At 49.9% G+C, this 18974-nt stretch carries 14 protein-coding genes; 2 read left to right on the forward strand and 12 right to left on the reverse strand.

Going from position 1 to position 18974, the window contains the following annotated elements; genetic code table 11:
* Positions 1-38: 38 nt before the first annotated feature.
* Entirely contained in the window at positions 39-2006 is a 1968-nt protein-coding gene (gene uvrB, locus NFR62_RS03465; protein WP_251614127.1) for an excinuclease ABC subunit UvrB, read from the reverse strand.
* 109 nt (positions 2007-2115) lie between these two features.
* Here uvrB and dinB point away from each other — a divergent pair, with 109 nt between their 5' ends.
* The gene (dinB, locus tag NFR62_RS03470; RefSeq protein WP_251614130.1) at positions 2116-3372 is read left to right on the forward strand and encodes a DNA polymerase IV; all 1257 of its coding nucleotides are present in this window, start codon (positions 2116-2118) and stop codon (positions 3370-3372) included.
* A gap of 58 nt (positions 3373-3430) precedes the next feature.
* Here the strand turns inward: dinB and NFR62_RS03475 are convergent, their stop codons facing one another.
* Positions 3431-4552 carry a CvpA family protein gene (locus NFR62_RS03475; RefSeq protein ID WP_251614133.1) on the reverse strand — a complete coding sequence of 374 codons (1122 nt, stop codon included), beginning with the start codon at positions 4550-4552 and terminating at the stop codon, positions 3431-3433.
* 112 nt (positions 4553-4664) lie between these two features.
* Here NFR62_RS03475 and yyaC point away from each other — a divergent pair, with 112 nt between their 5' ends.
* Positions 4665-5213: a spore protease YyaC gene (gene yyaC / locus NFR62_RS03480; protein WP_251614136.1), complete on the forward strand. Its 549-nt coding sequence runs from the start codon at positions 4665-4667 to the stop codon at positions 5211-5213.
* Positions 5214-5259: 46 nt separating this feature from the next.
* Here the strand turns inward: yyaC and NFR62_RS03485 are convergent, their stop codons facing one another.
* The 10 genes from NFR62_RS03485 to prfA form a co-directional block, all read right to left on the reverse strand.
* On the reverse strand, positions 5260-6057 hold the full coding sequence (locus NFR62_RS03485) for an HAD-IIA family hydrolase (protein WP_251614152.1): 798 nt from the start codon (positions 6055-6057) through the stop codon (positions 5260-5262).
* Between the two features lie 136 nt (positions 6058-6193).
* The gene (locus NFR62_RS03490; RefSeq protein WP_251614155.1) at positions 6194-7447 is read right to left on the reverse strand and encodes a hypothetical protein; all 1254 of its coding nucleotides are present in this window, start codon (positions 7445-7447) and stop codon (positions 6194-6196) included.
* Positions 7448-7554: 107 nt separating this feature from the next.
* Positions 7555-8583: a pyridoxal phosphate-dependent aminotransferase gene (locus tag NFR62_RS03495; RefSeq protein WP_251614171.1), complete on the reverse strand. Its 1029-nt coding sequence runs from the start codon at positions 8581-8583 to the stop codon at positions 7555-7557.
* Positions 8584-8713: 130 nt separating this feature from the next.
* The gene (locus NFR62_RS03500; protein ID WP_251614174.1) at positions 8714-10591 is read right to left on the reverse strand and encodes a hypothetical protein; all 1878 of its coding nucleotides are present in this window, start codon (positions 10589-10591) and stop codon (positions 8714-8716) included.
* Positions 10592-10692: 101 nt separating this feature from the next.
* Positions 10693-14037 (reverse strand): transcription-repair coupling factor, encoded by a 3345-nt coding sequence (mfd, locus tag NFR62_RS03505; RefSeq protein WP_251614177.1) that lies wholly within the window; start codon positions 14035-14037, stop codon positions 10693-10695.
* Positions 14038-14162: 125 nt separating this feature from the next.
* The gene (gene pth / locus NFR62_RS03510) at positions 14163-14684 is read right to left on the reverse strand and encodes an aminoacyl-tRNA hydrolase (protein ID WP_251614180.1); all 522 of its coding nucleotides are present in this window, start codon (positions 14682-14684) and stop codon (positions 14163-14165) included.
* Positions 14685-14691: 7 nt separating this feature from the next.
* The gene (locus NFR62_RS03515) at positions 14692-14898 is read right to left on the reverse strand and encodes a DUF1858 domain-containing protein (protein ID WP_251614183.1); all 207 of its coding nucleotides are present in this window, start codon (positions 14896-14898) and stop codon (positions 14692-14694) included.
* 155 nt (positions 14899-15053) lie between these two features.
* Positions 15054-16895, reverse strand: a complete 1842-nt coding sequence (uvrC, locus tag NFR62_RS03520) for an excinuclease ABC subunit UvrC (RefSeq protein WP_251614186.1) — start codon at positions 16893-16895, stop codon at positions 15054-15056.
* 361 nt (positions 16896-17256) lie between these two features.
* Entirely contained in the window at positions 17257-17814 is a 558-nt protein-coding gene (locus NFR62_RS03525; protein WP_251614189.1) for an epoxyqueuosine reductase QueH, read from the reverse strand.
* Between the two features lie 34 nt (positions 17815-17848).
* A complete protein-coding gene (prfA, locus tag NFR62_RS03530; protein ID WP_251614192.1) occupies positions 17849-18922 on the reverse strand; it encodes a peptide chain release factor 1 in 1074 nt (357 codons plus the stop codon).
* Positions 18923-18974 lie beyond the last annotated feature (52 nt).

Raw genomic sequence — 18974 nt, forward strand, 5'->3', positions numbered from 1 at the left:
TAAGTTCCTTTCGTATTTTTCCACTGTCGTCAAAACTTTTACTTCTTCGCTCTCTTAATATTATCTTGCAGCCTTCTGAGCTCCGTTATTCTGTCGCGCAACCTAATGGCGGTTTCGAAATCGAGCGACGACGAAGCCACGCTCATCAAGCTGCGGAGCTTGTCGATTTGGCGGGGAATGTCCTCCTCGTCTATTTTCTCCTCTTCTTTTTGCGATATTTCCAAAGTGTTGGTAATGGGCTTAACTATGGTTTTGGGAATTATGCCGTTGCGCTCGTTATATTCCTTTTGCTTTTGTCTGCGCCGCTCGGTTTCCCCTATCGCCCGTTCCATAGAACCCGTAAGCGTGTCGGCATACATAATAACCCGCCCTTCGCTGTTGCGCGCGGCTCTGCCCACCGTTTGAATCAAAGCGGATTCGCTTCGCAAAAAGCCCTCTTTGTCGGCGTCGAGAATAGCAACAAGCCGCACTTCGGGAATATCGAGTCCCTCTCTTAAAAGGTTTATTCCCACGAGAACGTCGAAATCGCCCGCTCGCAACGAATTAACGATTTGTATGCGCTCCATAGTTCCTATGTCGGAATGTAAATAGTTCACCCGAACGCTGTGGTCGGCAAGATAGTCGGTTAAACTTTCCGCCATTCGCTTAGTAAGCGTAGTAACCAAAATCCTGCCGCCTTTTTCCACAGTGCTCTTTATTTCGGAAAGCAAATCGTCTATTTGCCCTTCCGTAGGTTTCACAGTTATTTCGGGGTCTAAAAGCCCTGTGGGGCGAATAATCTGTTCGGCAACAAACCCGCCCGCCTTTTCGCGCTCGTATGGCGCGGGCGTAGCCGAAACGTAAACCGTTTGCCCTATTCGCGCGTTAAATTCGTCGAACGTGAGCGGACGGTTGTCGTAGGCGGCGGGAAGCCTGAATCCGTAGTCAACAAGGCTTTGCTTTCGGCTCCTGTCGCCCGCGTTCATTGCGCGAACCTGCGGAAGAGTCATGTGGCTTTCGTCTACGAACAGCAAAAAGTCGCGCGGGAAATAATCGAGCAAAGTAAACGGAGGTTGTCCCGTAACGCGCCCGTCGAAATAGCGCGAATAGTTTTCTATGCCCGTGCAGTATCCCATTTCGCGCATCATTTCCATGTCGTATTTCACGCGTTGCCCTATTCGTTGCGCTTCTATAAGTTTTCCCGAATCGGTAAAAAATTTAACCTGCTCTTCCATGTCGCGCTCTATTTGTGCAAGCGCTCGGTTTAATATGTCTTGCTCTACGGCATAGTGGCTTGCGGGAAATATCGCCGCGTGCTTCAATCTGTTCACCACTCGCCCCGAAACAATTTCAAACTCGCCGAGGCTTTCTATTTCGTCGCCGAAAAATTCGACGCGCACCCCCAGTTCGCTCGACGACGCTATAAATATGTCTACCGTGTCGCCTTTAACTCTGAAATTCGTGCGCTCCGCCGCCGTGTCGTTGCGCTTGTAATTTATTCCCACCAAACGGCGTATAAGCTCGTCGCGCCCTATTGCGTCGCCGGGACGCAACGAAACCGCAAGCTTATAATATTGTTCGGGCGCGCCCAAACCGTATATGCACGAAACCGACGCCACCACCAAAGTGTCGCGCCTTTCGTAAAGCGAGCAAGTGGCGCTGTGGCGAAGCTTGTCTATTTCGTCGTTTATTTGCATGTCTTTTTCGATGTATGTGTCGGTAGACGCAATGTAGGCTTCGGGTTGGTAGTAGTCGTAATACGACACGAAAAATTCCACTCTGTTATGCGGAAAAAACTCGCGGAACTCGTTGCAAAGCTGAGCTGCAAGTATTTTGTTGTGAGCAAGCACAAGAGCGGGACGCCCCATTCTCGCTATAACGTTCGCCATAGTGTAGGTTTTGCCGCTTCCCGTAACTCCCAACAGCACTTGGCTACGAAGTCCGTCGCGCAGCCCTTCGCACAATTTGTCGATAGCTTCGGGTTGGTCGCCCGTAGGGGCATACGGCGCGCATAACTTAAAATCCATAAGCTTATTTTACCACAACCGCAAAAAATTCGCAAGCGCTGAATACGCTTGAAAAACTAAAAGAAACTTACAATTTCGTACAGGTTCGCCCCTTGAAAATTTTTTCGTTATGTGTTATACTATTTTCATGGTAACGCCGTCGGACAGACTTATTTTGCATTGCGACCTAAATAATTTTTACGCGTCGGTAGAGTGCGTGGAACATCCCGAGTGGAGAGAGCTTCCGCTCGCGGTGGCGGGAAATCCCGACAAGCGGCACGGAGTTATTTTAGCTAAAAACGAACTCGCAAAGAAAAAAGGAATAAAAACGGGCGACACGATTTGGCAGGCGCTTCAAAAAGAACCCGCTCTAAAATGCGTGCCGCCGCACTTTTCGGAATACATGCGCTATTCCCGCCTCGCGTTCGAAGTATACACCCGCTTTACAAGCCAAGTTGAGCCGTTCGGACCCGACGAGTGTTGGTTAGACGTTACCGCATCCACTAAAATATTCGGAACGGGCAAAAACATTGCCGACAGCGTGCGCGAAGCGATTAAGCGCGAAACGGGTCTTACGTGCAGCGCGGGCGTTAGCTTTAACAAAGTTTTCGCTAAAATGGCAAGCGACTTAAAAAAGCCCGACGCGACAACGGTTGTAACCCGCGTGACTTATAAAAAGATTTTGTGGCCTTTGCCGGTGTCGGATATGCTTATGGTGGGAAAACGAACGGCGGAAAAACTCGGAAAATTAAATATTTTCACAGTGGGCGACCTCGCCGCCGCCGACGTAAAACTGCTTAAATCGCATTTCGGAATAGTGGGCGAAAAACTGCACGGGTACGCCAACGGCAACGACGACGAGCCCGTGCGCGAATACGTTGCAAATCGGGAAGAAAAATCTATGGGGCACGGCATGACCGCAACGCGCGACCTCGTTTGCTATGCCGACGCCGAAGCGCTAATAACTTATCTTGCCGACAAAGTGGCGCACAGATTGAGAAAGGCTTCGCTAAGGGGAAGCGGCGTTGCTTTGGGGCTAAGAAGCTACGATTTAAAACACCTTACTCGCCAAAAACCGCTTAGCTCCGCAACGTGTTCGAGCGCCGACATTCGCGCCGCCGCGTTCGAACTGTTGCACTCTAATTGGCACGAAGACGTCGCGCTGCGAACAATCACCGTAAGCGTATTCGACTTAACTTCGGTAGACGCCGTTCAGATGGGAATGTTCGACGAACAAAAATCGTTGAAAAGCGAAAATCTCGAAAAAGCAATAGACGCAATCCGCAAAAAATACGGCGAGGACGCCATTTATCGCGCGGGTATTCCCGGCGCCGACTTTATATACGACAAGAACGACGACGAGGACTTTTTGCCGTTTAAAAGATGAACGCAAACAAAAAACGCGACTTAAAACAGTCGCGTTTTTAATTTGCTAAATATAGTTTTTACAGAGCGAACACAAGTCTTGCGGGAAGAACGGGTTCGTTTTCGGGAACAGGCGGTTTTTCTTCGCCGCCGTTTTCAATTTCGGCGGGAGGAGTTACTCCCGGTTTTGTGAAGAACTGTTCCCACATATAAATCCATCCGTCGCCTAAAATAACGGTGTCTTCGTCTCCGTCCGAAAAGCTGAGCGTAACGTTTTCGCCGCCGACCGTATAGTTTCCGTGTTGTTCTCTCGCGTCGGGCACTCCGTCAACGTAAGTTTTCAAACTGAAAGTTCCGTCGGCTTTAAGTTCGAGCTTATAAGTGAGTTCGTCATTGTTGCTCATCTCGGTGAAGCTGTATTCGCCCACATACGGCTTTTCTTCCGTTTCACCGTTATTTCCGCCGTTGTTTTCGTTGTCGCCGTCGGTGTTTTCGTTGCCGCGCGCCCAAATTCTGAGCAAAGTTTCAAGCCTGTTCTTTCCGCCCGAAATCACGCTGTCGGTTGCTCGGGAAATTTGTTTATACAGCGGTGCGCCTATAACGCTTTTATCGAGCTGCTCGCGCACAGGCGCCATAAAGCCGACGCCCATAAGAAAAGTCATGAGAACCATAATAACGCACACAAAGCCCACGCCTTTAACCGCTCCGATTACCAAACCGAACAGACGGTTGGCGGCTCCCGTAAGCTTATCTTTCGTCATTGCGTTGGCGAACATTGTAAACAGCAACAACAGAAAACGTATAACGATAAAAATCCCCAAACATACGATTACGCTGAACACGCCGTTCGCAAGCATTAAAGCAACGTTTGTGTTCACGTCGCCGTTGCCGCTCGCAGCAACGTCGGTGGCAACGCTTATAAGCGATTTTAAGAGCTTGCTCCAAAAGCCGCTCGAAAGGTCGGGCAAACTGCGGTATATCCAGCTATAAAGCGACCACCCGCTTCCGTCGCCAACAACAAAGTTCTTCACCTTTTCGGCGTCTAACAGAGCGCCCACTATCGGCTTTGTGATAAAAAACGCTATAATAAACGACACGAGCCAGCCGAACAACGAAATTACCGACTTAAAGAACCCGCGCCATAAACCTAATAAAGCGCCGAGCACCACTATACCTATTATTGCCAAATCGAGCCACGACATAAAAAGGCAACCTCCCGCCGCAAAAGCGGCACTGAACTTTAAAAATAAATATTGCCTTATTTTCGTTTTTTAAACGTATAAAGGCTTCGTATACGGGCAACAATCCACCCGTATGAGAAAAGAAAACGTTAAACCTATTAGCCCCAACCGAACCGCCGCCGACTTATGCGACGCGCTCGGCTCTCTGCGCCGTCCGCCCGTTGTGCTGTGCATAGGTTCCGACCGCGTTACGGGCGACTGCATAGGTCCGCTTGTTGGACACATGCTTTCTTCCCGACTTCACGACTGCGCAGTGCTCGGCACCCTTAAAGAGCCTATAACCGCCCTCAACCTTGCCGACGCCGTTCTAACCATTAAGCGCTCTTACGCGGGTCGCAAAATTATAGCGGTGGATTCTTGCGTGGGCGAAATAGACGAACTCGGCACCGTGCGAGTTAAAAAAGGAAGTTTGCGTCCGGGCCTTGCCTGCGGAAAGTCGCTACCTAAGGTGGGCGACGTGAGCATTACCGCAACCGTTACAACGGGAAGTTCCGACAACTTATATTCGGTTAGGCTCGGGCTCGTTTACGCCCTCGCCGCCGAAATTGCCGACGCTCTCGCGCTTGCAATCGAAGCTTCGGTGCGCAAACCTTCTTCACGCTCTTGCGTTTCACTAATATAATAAAATACCGTCATTTTAAGGCAATTAGCATAAGATTAAAATTGTATTAAATTTTTCGGCAACGGCTTTTAACAGCGTCGCCGAACTCGCCTATGTCGTTAAAAACGTAGTCGGGCGCTCGTCGGTATTTTTCCGCGTCGGCTTTCGTTGCGTCGCCCGTAAGCACCAAAACGCTCGTCATTCCTCCACGCATTGCGAATTCCATATCGGTGGAAAGTCTGTCGCCCACCATTGCGCAATATTTCGCCTCCGTTCCGCACGCTTTAACGGCGCCCGCGAGCATAGGTTCGTAAGGCTTGCCGCACACGGCAAGCGGTTTTTTGCCCGTCGCCGTTTGTATTAAAGAAATGAAAGCGCCAGCATCGGGAATTATTCCGCCCTCAACGGGGCAAAACGGGTCGGCGTGGGTAGCCACATACGGCACGCCGTTGCGAATAGCGGTACACAGCGCGGAAAGGTCGTTAAAATTCAAATCGGTTTTAAAGCCAAGCAAGATTAGCTCGGGCTCTTTTTCGCACACGTTCACGCCGCCGTCTCTCGCCTCTTGCACGAGGTCGGTTGTGCCGAAAACATAAACGCGCGCCCCTTTCATGTTCGCGTTTATGTAGTCGATTGCCGCAGTCGCGGAAGTATATACGTCGTAAACCGAAGCGGGAATGGAAAGCCGCGCGAGCTTTTCAACGTATTTTTCTCGCGACACCGACGCATTGTTAGTTAAATACATAACCTTGCCGCGCGCACGAAGAAAATCGAGAGTTTCTTTGGCACGGGGCAACAAAGTGTCGGATAGCCAAACAGTTCCGTCGAGGTCGAACATAAAACATTGCACACATTCCAAATTCATTCGTTTTTCTCCGTTTTTCTTCTGTTTTCTTCGTTTTTCCGCTTTTTGCTTTTTAATTATACTATTTTCAACAATTTTATATTTTTATTTTCCATTGTTTCGGTTTTTATTCTCTTTTATGCCTTTATCTTTGTTTTTATAAATATCTTTCCAAAAGTCCGAATTCACGCATAAGAGTTAGGGCGCTGCCGCGCACGGGATACAAGTCGGGCGCGAGCGCGATAACCGTTTTAACGTCGGACGCGTCTATAACGCTTGTAAGCCCGTAACCATCGTCCGGATACATACGCTTAAAACGACGTTTCGCGTCGGCAAACACGCGCGCCGATTCTTCGGCAATTTCGCAAAGTTCTTCGCCGTATTCGTGCACTCGATATGCCGCAAGCCCCACGTTTTTCATTCTGCCTACGGCAAGCTTAGCCGACGCAAGCTCGTCTATTCCGAAATACTCGCTTATTCTCTCCGCTCTTAGGTTATTGTCGGGCGGAGGAGTGAAAGCTCGCGGCATACGCGCAAATTCCCGATATACGTTTGATAGCACCGCGCCGAAAACGTACGCAAATTCTCCGCGCGTAAGCCTGCGCCTTTCTTCGCGCCTGAAAAGAGAGCTTGCCGCCCGAGCGCACTCGTCGGCGGCGCCGCGCACCCAACAACCGCCGTCGGCTTGCGCCAAAAGCGACAGCTTTAAAGCTATTTCGGCAAGAGCGAACGGCAAATCCGCGCCGGCGCGTTCTTTTCGCGCCGCAACGTCGAGCGCGGCATAAAGCAGGTCGAACGCCGCTTCCCTCACAACCGCGCAACGCGTTTTTCCCGTCGCGCGAGCGTAAGCCTCGCGGTCGAACAGCCCCGCCGCAACCGCGCAAATTCCGCCGAACGCCGACGGCAAATTATGCGAGCCGTAAAGCTTATCGCGCGCAAGCGCCGCGCCTACGGGAACGGCTCCCTCTTTCAGCACAAGCACGTCGCCGTCCCAAAGTTCGCAATAACCGTCGAGAACGGTAACGGCGTCGGGCGAACAAACGCACACAAAAACGGGCAATCCACGCAATTTTCCGTAACGTTTGGCGCAATCGGCTTCGCGCTCGCCGCCGTAGGCTATAAACAGCCTCACCTCGTCGCCCACATCTTCTATCCTTAATTTACGCTCGTCGGTTTCGGATAGTATAAACCTTGTTGCCACCCCTTGCCTTCTGAGCGCGCGCATAAAATCGCGGGTAAAATCTTCGCTTTCGGCAATTACCGCCGCCACCGAGCCTTTGGGCAACATGCCCGCAATTTCGGCGATTCCGTCGCCCTCCGCCACCCGCGTTATAAGCGAATGTCCGCCGCATTCGCATTCTACGCTTTTTTCAAACGGAAAAGCTTTCGTCGCAAAATCCTCTGTTCTCATTTACTGCCGTCCTCCGAAAAGAACAGTATAGCACGGCTTCGCTGTGTGCAAAATGCGAAATAATGCCGAAAAGCGTCGGATTTTTTCGCCGCGATTTAAGCGCGTTTTTACATGCGTTTAAGCGCCGAAATCAACTTTTCCGCTTCTTCGTCGGTCCCGACCGTAATTCTAAGTTTGTCGCGCAAACGCGGCGCGTCGAAAAAGCGTACCAAAACGCCGTTCTCTTTCAAATACTCGTAAACGCGACCGCCGTTTCCGTCGGGCGTTGTCGCAAGCACGAAATTAGCGCTCGAATTTAAGCAAGCATATCCCATTTCTTTAAGACGCGCAATAAGTTTGCCCCGCGTTCCTATAACCTTTTTTACGGTGCTCTTATGATATTCTTCGTCGCGGATTGCCGCGAGCGCCGCCGTCTGCGTGAGCGCGTTCACAGAATAACTGTTGAATCCGTTTTTAACGCGATTTATTCCCTCTATGTTTTCGGCGCTTGCCACCGCGTAGCCGCAACGCATTCCCGCAAGTCCGTAACTTTTGGAAAAAGTTTTAACCGTTACGGCGTTGGCGCTTTTTGCCGCCGATTTTGCCAAACTCTCCTTTCCCGAAAAGTCTATATACGCTTCGTCGATAATAACGGGAAAATTTTTATTCGCGTATTCCGACACATCCTCCCAAATTCCCGTAGGGGCGTTAGGGTTTGCAAACACAGCTCCGCCGCAATCCGCATAACCTTGCCTGTTCAGTATATAATTGTCGGTAAGCGGCACTTTTTCGTAAGGCAATCCGAAAAGCTCGCAATAAACGGGGTAAAAGCTGTATGTCACGTCGGCAAATTTTACGGGCGCGTCTTTATTAAAGAGCGCCAAAAAAGCAAATCCGAGCACTTCGTCGCTTCCGTTACCCACAAAAACGTTTTCCCTTTCAACTCCTTCTTTTTTCGCTATCGCGTCGCGGAGCGCGGTGCAGTCGGGGTCGGGATACAATTTTAAACGCGCCGCGTCGAAAGCCGCGATTGCTTTCGCCACCTCAGGCGACGGCGAATACGGATTTTCGTTAGTGTTCAGTTTAACGTAGCTTTTGTCGTGCGGTTGTTCTCCCGCAACATAAGGCACAAGTTTTTTCGCAAGCTCGGAAATCACTTTTTATTTCTCCCTGTTTAAACGAAACGCAGTCGAAAAAACACTCGACTGCGTAAGTTATTTCGCATAGTTCCGCGAAAGTAAATTCTTTATATTCGGTATTTTGGTTGAAGCGCAGTCCGCCGCACCGTTAGTCTTCGTATAAGCTCTTGTAACGCTTTTCGTAAGTTTTAACAGTGCCGGGCTTTTCTCTGTAATAAGTTATACGTTCGTTTTGCCACGACGTGAAAGCGTTGTTCTCTTTGGTGGAGCGAATAACTTCGGCAAACGACTCGCGCACAGTTTTATACGCGCCGGGCGTAAGGTAATCGTTGAGCGTGCGTATCGTTCCGGGAACCACCGCTTGCGAGAAATACATAATATGCACGCCGTAGTCGGTAACAACGATTTCGGGCAATACCTCACCCACCTTGTGTTCGTCGTAAAGTTTTATCGCGCCGTCGTAGAACTCTTCCATATAGCCGGAATGCCCTTCGTCGTCGTTGCGTTTAACGGCATACGCCTTTCCGTAGCCGAACGCGCCCGTATCGGTGTTATACTTATAGGTCAACTCGTCGAACTTACGTTCAGCCTCTTTGGGATTGCTTGCAACAAGCGCCATAGCTCCGTATATTTCGTCGAACACTTCGTTTACGGTTTTAGGATTACTCAAATCGTTTTCGCCGTTCACATGGGCGTATACAACGGTTTCGTTCACCATTTGGGTGTCGCGCATAATCCTGTAATCTTTGCCGGCATTCTTAGGGTCGTTCTTATAAGCGGTAAGCGCGGCAGTCTGCTTTTCGGAGAACGGAAGCAAAATATGCTTAACGTAAAAATAACTGTCGTCGCGCATATAAAGCATAGTTGTGTTGCCTTCCGACAAAGCGGTTTGATACGCGCTTTGGTCGTTTGTGAAAGTTTCAACCTGATAAGTAAGCTGTTTCGTATACGCGTCTACAACTTCCTCGTCGGTAACTTCAACGTCACCCACAATATAATCGCGCAATTTGTTTATAAGAATGCTTTGATGAGCCGATTCGCCAACAAGGTATTCCATAATATAAGTTTCGCCGAGCATGGGATAAACGTATTCGGCGCCCTTGTTGCCGATAACGTCGTTGATTTTTTTCAAATCGTCGGCAAACTTCTTCTTGTCTTCCTTTGTGGCTTTAATATCGGAATCGGCAAGTTCTTTAATTAAAGAAACGAAACGACGCACAGCCTCGCGGTCTAAGCTCTTTTGCTCTTCGGTGCCACGCGTTCCCGGCCACTTGCTTTCGTCCTTCTTTAACTCTTCGTACCAGTTTTTATAAACGGGAACCATAACGTCAACCATAATAGGTTTCGTAAGGTCGTCCACCTCGTTGCCGTCTTCGTCTTTTTTCTTTTCGTACATGGGGTAGCCGTTGGAATCCACAGCTTGCTCCTGCACTACGTTTCCGTCCTTGTCTTTTTTAACGGTATATTGAATGTTGCCGAATTTATCGAGCTCGTAGTCCGACTTGTCGTCCTCGTCTTTTTCCGTTTCGGGCACGGGGTAAGTCGTGGAAGAACTCTCCTCTTCGTCGTCGCTCGGAGCGGACTCGTCGTAGTCGCCGAGAATTTCTTTGCGAATAGTTTGAAGCTGACTGTCAACAGTTGAATAAATGTTACGTATTTGCTCGTTGGTGTCTTTCTGCGTCCATTCTATAAGCCCTTGCTTTTCTATCCTGTCGGCTTCTATTAGCAACAGCTCGCGCGTTATAAGTTCGTCGAGCAAACGCTCGGCGGCTTGTTTTAACGACAAATTGTAATTCGTCATATATTGCTGAGCGTAAGTGTTCATAGAACGGATAAGGTCGCTCTTGTAAATATATTTGGTTTCGCTCGTGTATTTTACGCCGTTCGACGTGTCTTCTATCGAATTTATAACGGCAATTACCTGACGGGCGTCTTTATCGTCGTTATGCTCTATAAGCGAGCACCCCGCGAACAAGGAACAGCTCATCAGTATGCCGAGAATCAACGCTACAACTCTTTTTCGCATATATATGTTAAACCCTCCGAGTGAGTCGAAAAAATTATGACACTTTTCGAGTATCAACTCTAATTATACAGGAAACGTCGGGAAAAATCAATTAAATAAGCTTACTTTTTGCCACAATCAACCAAAAATTTCGTAAGCTCTTCGGTTGCGTCCCGTCCTGTGAATTTCACGCGCACGTCTTTCGCCGAAAAAGACACTCCTTTTCCCGTTGCGATATAAGCCGAAACGTAGTCGGGCAAATCTTTAACCGACGAAAACGTAAGCTGCGCCGCATTCGAACGAATGTTCACGCTTGCCGCTCCCGCTTTTGCCGCAAGATTTTTGATTAGCGCCAAACGAACAAGGTTCACGGTAGGCTGAGGCGGCGCGCCGTATATATCGGCGACGTCCGATAGCAAACTGCGGCAATCGCTCTCGCTCGAAAGCTTAGCTATGCGTGCGTACAACCTAACTCGCCAATCTTTGTCGGCAACGTAACTTTCGGGAACGAACGCGTTGAAATCGCAAGTAACCACAACGTCGTTTTTCTCCGCCGCCGCTTTTTCGCCGCGAAGCTCGTTTACGGCAGACTGCAAAATTTTGCAATACATGTCGTAGCCCACTTTTTCTATATGCCCGTGCTGTTCTTTGCCGAGAATATTTCCCGCGCCGCGAATTTCAAGGTCGCGCATAGCTATTTTAAAACCGCTGCTCAATTCGGTGAACTGAGTAATAGCGTCAAGCCGTTTATACGCAGCCTCGCTGAGTATTTTCGACGGCTCGTAAGTAAAATATACATAGGCAAGGCGATTGCTTCTGCCTACCCTGCCTCGCAGTTGATACATTTGCGACAGACCGAGCCTGTCGGAATCCACAACGAGCATAGTGTTCGCTCGCGGCATGTCTATTCCGTTTTCTATTATTGTAGACGCCACAAGCACGTCGGCGTTGCCCGCCGCAAATTCTTCTATAACACGCCCGAGCGCGCCTTCGTCCATCTGCCCGTGAGCAACGCGCACTTTCGCTTCGGGAACAAGCGAAAGCACCGACGCGGCAAAACGGTCTATGTCGGCGACGCGGTTATACACCACGAACACCTGCCCGCCCCTGCCTATTTCTCGGTTGATTGCGTCGGCAACGAGAGCCTCGCTGTATTCGGTTACGAACGTTTGAACGGGCAGTCGGTCGGCGGGCGGAGTGTCGAGCACCGATATGTCGCGTATGCCCGTCATAGACATATGAAGCGTTCGCGGAATGGGAGTTGCGGACAAACTCAACACGTTTACGTTCACTTTGAGTTTTTTGATTTTCTCTTTGTCGGCAACGCCGAAACGCTGTTCTTCGTCGAGTATCAAAAGCCCCAAATCGGCAAACTCAACGTCGTTGCTCAAAACGCGGTGAGTTCCGCAAACTATATCCGTTTTTCCGCTTTTCAACCCGCCGAGCGCCTCTTTTATTTGAGCTTGCGAATTCATTCGGGTTAAGCTCGCAACCTTTATGCCGAACTTTTCCATTCTCTCGCGCACGGTTTCGTAGTGCTGGTTCGAAAGAATGGTAGTCGGCGACACGAACGCCACCTGTTTGCCTTCGCAAATCACTTTAAACGCAAGCCTCATTGCCACTTCGGTTTTGCCGAACCCTACGTCGCCGCACAACAGCCTGTCCATAATTTTGCCCGCTTTAAGGTCGGCAAGTCCGTCGCGCGTGGCAATCAGTTGGTCTTCGGTTTCGCTGTAAGGAAAATCCGCGCAAAATTCGTCTAAAAGCGAATCGTCTTGCGAATAGACGTGCCCCTTAGCTTCGGCTCGCTTGGCGTAAAGCTCCACAAGCCCGAGCGCCATGTCTTTTACCGAACGCTTAACTTTTTCGCACAGACGCGCAAATTCCGCGCCGCCTATTTTGCTCAGCTTAGGATGCTCGCTCGCAACAAGTTTGCTGAGGCTGTCTATATTCTCGATAGGCAAATACAGCCTGTCGCCGCCCGCATACACCACAACAACATAGTCGCGCTCGCTTCCGCTCAAATTTAACCTGCATATATTTTCGCACAATCCTATGCCGTGCACGCGGTGCACAACGTAGTCGCCCACTTCGGGCAGCACGAACGCGTCGCGCCCCGTGCGCTTAATAACCTTTTTAGCCGTGCGCTTCCCTATGTCGAGCGTGCCCACAACAACGGCGTCGCTTTCGAAAAAAGTTCCGCCGTGCGGCAAAAATTCGTCGAAAAGTTTCGCGCCGCCGCCTTTGCCGAGTTCGGAAAACATGTCGCGCAATTTTTCGCGCGCGGCGCTCGAACCGCACATTACGCTAACCGAATATCCCCTGCGCGTCCACATTTCAACATCGGCGGCAAACGCGGGAAGGTCGCGCGAATAGTCGGGAATATCCGCAGATTTAAAATTAAACAGTTTTTCGGGGTTGAACAGCCTGTTGTTTCCGTTCACGCGGTGAAAAGCCAAAAGCCCCGCGCCGCAGTCTGTTTGCGCGCAGTCGTAAAGGGACTTTTCGCAAAACAAAAAAGTGTCGCCGCCCGAAAGCAAACTTTTAAACCGAGCAAGGTGTTCGCTGCGCAATACCGTCACATTGTCGGCAACGCTTTTGGCATCGTCGAAAACAACTATTTCGCCGTTAAAAAATTCACCGAAGCTCTCATGCGGGCAAAGCGGCAATAAGAACGAAAAACGCGCCGAGCGGTCGCCCTCGCAAAACATAAGTTCGGTTACGCTCGCAACCGATTCAAGTCTTTGCGACTTATCCTTTGCCGAAAGTTTATTCGTTATTTTCCTTTCTTCGCCTAAGGGAACGAACACGTCGGTCGCGGGAAATATGCGCGCAACGTCAAGCGAGACGCGAGCCGTTTGTTCCGACGGGTCGAACGCGCGCACCGATTCCGCTTCGTCGCCGAAAAACTCTATTCTAACGCTGCGTTCGTCGCCTATGCTCCATACGTCTAAAATGTCGCCGCGCACAGCGAATTCTCCGCGCGCCGTAACCTGTTCGCAACGCTCGTAGCCGAGACGGGAAAGTTTGCCGCTAAGCGCGTTTAAATCGTATTCTTTGCCCCTTTCGATTTTAAGCGCTCCGCCGAGAAATTCTTTTTTTGGCGGGAAAAGTTCTATAAGCGCGGCGCTCGTTGCAACGAGTACGTCGGCGTTTCCCGCAAGAAACGACGCGGCGGCGGATAGGCGGGAAAAATCGTTGTCTTTCGACCTACTCACCGCGCAAGAAAGCATGTCGTCTTTTTGCGGCATAAACGCGGTTTTCAGTCCTAACGCGGAAAACTCCTCTTCGGCGTTACGCGCGGAAGATATGTCGGCGCACACATACACGAAGCGTCCTAAAACCGCCGCCGCAATCATTTTGCCGAATTCGCGCATGCCGAAAGCCGACGCCTTACCGCCGCCGCGAACAAAATTCAGCATTTCGGATAGCTCCCGCTTGGGGCTTATCAACTCTTCCGCTAACATAATTTTTCCTTTTCCGTTCCCTTATTCGGCAACGAAGAATCGCCGACCTTTCGGTTACAAAAGGTCGGTTACATATAATCGATTAAAATAATAAGACTATCGGGATTTAAAAACCGCAGCCGAATCTACAATCTTTCAATCCATTCGTCGCAAGCTTTTTCTATTGCTTCGCAAAGCGCGGGACGCTCGGCGCGAGGAACGTCTCCGAGAACGTAATCCGCAAGCGGAACGTTTTCGGGAGGGCGCCCTATACCTATTCTAATGCGCGGAAAATTCTCCGTTCCGCACTCCGCCACAACATTGCGCATGCCGTTGTGCGTGCCGCCGCTTCCGCTCTGCCTAACTCGAACAGTTCCTTTCGGAATGTCTATATCGTCGAATATAACGGTAACGTCTTCGCTTTCGGCTTTGTATCGCGCCATAAGTTCTTTAACGGCGCGACCTGATAAGTTCATATAAGTAAGCGGTTTTGCAAGCACAACTTTTTCGCCGTTATACGAGCCTACGCCCGTAAGCGACGAACATTCTTTCGTTTTCAGTTTTATGCCGAGCCTGTCCGCAATACAATCAACCGCCAAAAAGCCCATATTGTGAAACGTATAGGCATACTTATCGCCAAAGTTCCCTAACCCCACCACTATCTTCATAGTTTAATTACGAATTCTTTTCCACAAAATCGTTGAGCTTATCGAGCATTTCCTGCACGTCCACGCCGTGAGCGGCAGCCGCCTGAGCTACGGTTTCGCCGCGAGAAACGGGGCAACCGAGACAGTGCATTCCGAATTCGAAAAACACCGGTCCGATGTCGGGCGCAAGTTGCAACACCTCGTAAATAAGCATATCTTCGGTAATCTTAGCCATAATTTTTCTCCTTTTTTTTATTGAACGAGCGTTTAATATGCCCGTCCCAAATTTATTTTGAGCTAACCTATTGTACTCCATTCGCAAAAATTTGTCAATCTTTTAAAATGCACGCTTCTCCTAGGCGGAAATTGCACATTGCAAACTGAGAGAACTTATTTAACGTCTTTTTCGTTCGCGCGCGTCTTAAAATATTCAACAACGCTCCTCGCCGACGCTTTGTCTATTCCCTCTATTGCGGTGAGAGTGGCTTCGTCGGCTTCTTTTATGTCGTTGAAATTAGGAAATGCCGCAAGCAAAATCTTAGCTTTGGTAGGGCCCACAAGCGGTATTTTTTCGAGCATTGAAATATAGCGCGACTTTCTTAGCGTTCTATGATACGTTATGGCAAAGCGGTGGGCTTCGTCTCGTATGCGCTGCAACAGTTTTAACGCGTTGTCCGACTTCGAGAGCAAAATAGGCTCGCTCGACCCCACAGTGAAAATTTCTTCCTCGCGCTTCGCAAGCCCCACCATTGGAATGTTGTAGCCGAGCGACGTCATTGCGGCGTGCGCGAAAGAAAGCTGACCTTTGCCGCCGTCTATAACTATGAGGTCGGGCAAATCGGAGAATTTTTCGTCGCCCGCTTTGGCGCGTTCGAAACGCCTTTTGAGCGTTTCTTCCATGCTCGCAAAGTCGTTTGCGCCCTCAACCGTTTTAATTTTGTATTTGCGGTAATCGGACTTGCTCGGCGCGCCGCCTATAAACACGACTTGGCTCGAAACTTTGTCTACCCCGCTGATATTGCTTATATCGTAGCACTCCATTCTGTGAGCGGACGGGATTCCGAGCACATTCGCCAAACGCTCGCACGCACCCGCCGTCATATCGGCTTTGCGCTTTTCTTCCGCCGAACATTTGGATAAAAAGTCGGACGCATTTTGTTCGGCGCAAAGCAACAGCGACTTTTTTGTGCCGATTTTGGGAAAAACTATTTCGGGCTTTCTTCCGCAGAGAGAAGCAAGCGATTCTCCGAGCGCCGCCGCCGACTCAACTTCGTCGGGCAAACACACTTCGGGCGGAACAAACGAATCTTTGCGGTAATATTGCCCCAAAAATCCGAGCATAGTGTCGGAATACCCGAGCCCCGCGTCGGTAACGTAAAAATTGCGCACACCCATCATTTTGCCGCCGCGCACAAGGCACACGCTCACGGCGGCGCCCGAACCGTCCGACACATAGCCGAACAAATCTATATCCGAAATATTGCCGAGATTCGCAACGGTGCGCTCGTTAAGCTTTTTTAAAATAGCAAGTTGATTGCGGTAGGTAATAGCTCGCTCGAAATCTTCGTTTTCGGCGGCGCGCGCCATGCGCTCTTCGATTAGCTTTTCGGCGCCGTCGTCTTTGCCCGTTAAAAACGCAATAACGCGGTTCACCGTTTCGCGGTATTCCGCTTCCGTCACTCGCTCGGTGCAAGGCGCTTTGCACAGTCCTATAAAATAATCGAGGCACTCGCGCGAGTTTTTGTTTACCTTCATTTTATTGCTGCATGTGCGCATTCCGTATGCCGTTTTAATTATGTTCACTACGTCGCGCACGCTTATGCCGTTAAAATACGGTCCGAAATAGCGCGCGCCGTCCTTTTTCAGCTTGCGCGTAACTTCGAGCGTGGGGAACGGCACCGACGTGTCTATTTTTATATACGGACTGTGCTTGTCGTCTTTTAATAAAATGTTGTATTTGGGCTTATGTTTTTTAACGAGGTTCGCTTCGAGTGTTAGCGCGTCTTTTTCGCTGAGCGTTATTATATATTCGAAATCCGCAATATTATCTACCATCGCCTGCACTTTGGGAAGTTTGGGCGAATTGTTAAAATATTGACGCACGCGGTTGCGCAAAACAACGGCTTTTCCGATATAAATAATTTCCCCCGCCGCGTTTTTCATTATATACACGCCGGGATTTTCGGGAAGCGCTTTTATTTTTTCTTTAAGCAGTTCGCTGCGTTCAGCCATTTTCGAATTACCTTTCTAAACTACTTTTTTATGTTCGGGATTGCCGCGTCGGGCATAGCCCTCCTCGCAATGACCTTAGCCCCTAAGGCGGCAAAGAAGGGTTGCGGATTTTCGCAACAGTTGCCGAGCACGCGACGGGAGTGTGCTTCCGCGCACTATGCGGAGAGGTTTACTGTCAGGCTCCGACAAAAAACGAAACCGTTCGGTGGCGCAGTCGCGCAAAGAAAAAAGCTCAACGGCACGCAATCGGGAGTTAAGACGGGTTCAGAGAGGCGCAACAGTCGGCTCGCCGACGAGGGCGCGAATTTTACACTACGCAACCAAGTCGGCGTGCCGAACGTAGCGCCTATATGGGCTCGTATTAGCTCCCGAACTCGCAACCGCAGTAGTTCTGCCGATACACCCCGCACTCCCTGCTCCTTTGAACAGACAATAAAAAACCGTTTTCTTTTTTAAAGTCGTTCGGCAAAAACGGCACTCCGTACTTTTTAGCGAGGGCTTCTCCCGTTTCGTTTATAAAGCGGGCGTCTTTATGCGGACTGACGCTTAAAGTAGAGCAAAACAAATCCGCTTTAAGCTCCGCCGCTTTTTGCGCCGCGCGTTCCAACCTTAGCGCAATACAAGCTCTGCAACGGGCTCCGCCTTCGGGCTCGCTTTCAAGTCCGCGCGCAACCTGCAAAAACTCGTTGTGCTCGTATTTTTCTATAATGGGCTCAACTCCGAGCTTACCAAATTGCTCCGCACGCAAAAAGTATTCCGCGCTTGTGTTTATATTCGGATTATAAAAATACGGCAATATATCAAAGCCGCCCAAGCGCGGCAAAACTCCAGCCGAACAAGGCGCGCAACAAACGTGCAACAAAAGCTTGCCGCCGAGAGCGCACTCTTTCATAAGTTTGTTGTAATCGGGAAAACGCATAAAGTTCCAACACTCCCCGCAACTGTGCTTTCCGCTATTCCTGCGAGCTTTCGAGTTTCGCCGTTTGGTCGGCAAGCCGCAACGCCTCTAACATTTCGTCTATGTTTCCGTCCATAAACGTGCCTATGCTGTAAATCGTCATTCCTATGCGGTGGTCGGTTACTCTGCCTTGCGGAAAGTTATAGGTGCGAATACGTTCGCTGCGGTCGCCCGTGCCCACCTGCATACGGCGGTTTTCGCTGTATTCGGCGTCGGCTTGCGAACGGTAATAATCGTTAAGCTTGCTTTTGAGCACCCGCATCGCTTTTTCGCGGTTTTTAATTTGACTACGCTCGTCTTGGCACTGCACAACTATACCCGTAGGCAAATGCGTCATGCGAACGGCGGAATCGGTTTTGTTAACGTGCTGACCGCCCGCGCCGCCACTGCGGTAGGTGTCTATTTTCAAATCCTTTTCGTTTATTTCCACAACCACGTCTTCCGCTTCGGGAAGCACCGCAACGGTAGCCGTTGAAGTGTGAATACGCCCCTGCGTTTCGGTTTCGGGCACGCGCTGAACGCGGTGCGCGCCGCTTTCGTATTTAAGCACGCGATACACGCTCTCGCCGGATATTTGAAACACCGCTTCTTTTATTCCGCCGAGCTCGGTTTCGTTCACGTCTATGTCTTCCACTTTCATGCGGTGAGCCGCCGCCCACATTTTATACATGCGCACAAGCTCCGCCGCAAAAAGGTTCGCTTCTTCGCCGCCCGCGCCGCCGCGAATTTCAACAATAACGTTCTTTTCGTCGTTGGGGTCGGTGGGCAAAAGCAAAATTTTGAGCTCTTCGGTAACTTTTTCAAGCTCCGCCTTTTTTTCTTCGAGTTCTTCTTTGGCAAGTTCGAGCATTTCGGGCTCGCGCTCGTTTTTAAGCATTTCAAGCGCGCCGTCTATGTCGGACTGCGTTTTAACAAGCCTGTCGTATGCCGAAACAATCGGTTCGAGCGACGAATGTTCTTTAACGAGACGCGTCCACTCCTTATTATCGGCAATCACTTCGGGCTGAATTATTTGCGCTCCGAGCGCTTCGTATTTTTCTTTTACGCTTTTTAATTTTTCGGTGTTCATAAAAAGTTTTCCGTTTTTATTTTATATTTTCAAACCGCAAAAAATTATTTCT

The organism is Pumilibacter muris (assembly GCF_943193045.1).
Classification (GTDB): Bacteria; Bacillota; Clostridia; order Christensenellales; family Pumilibacteraceae; genus Pumilibacter; species Pumilibacter muris.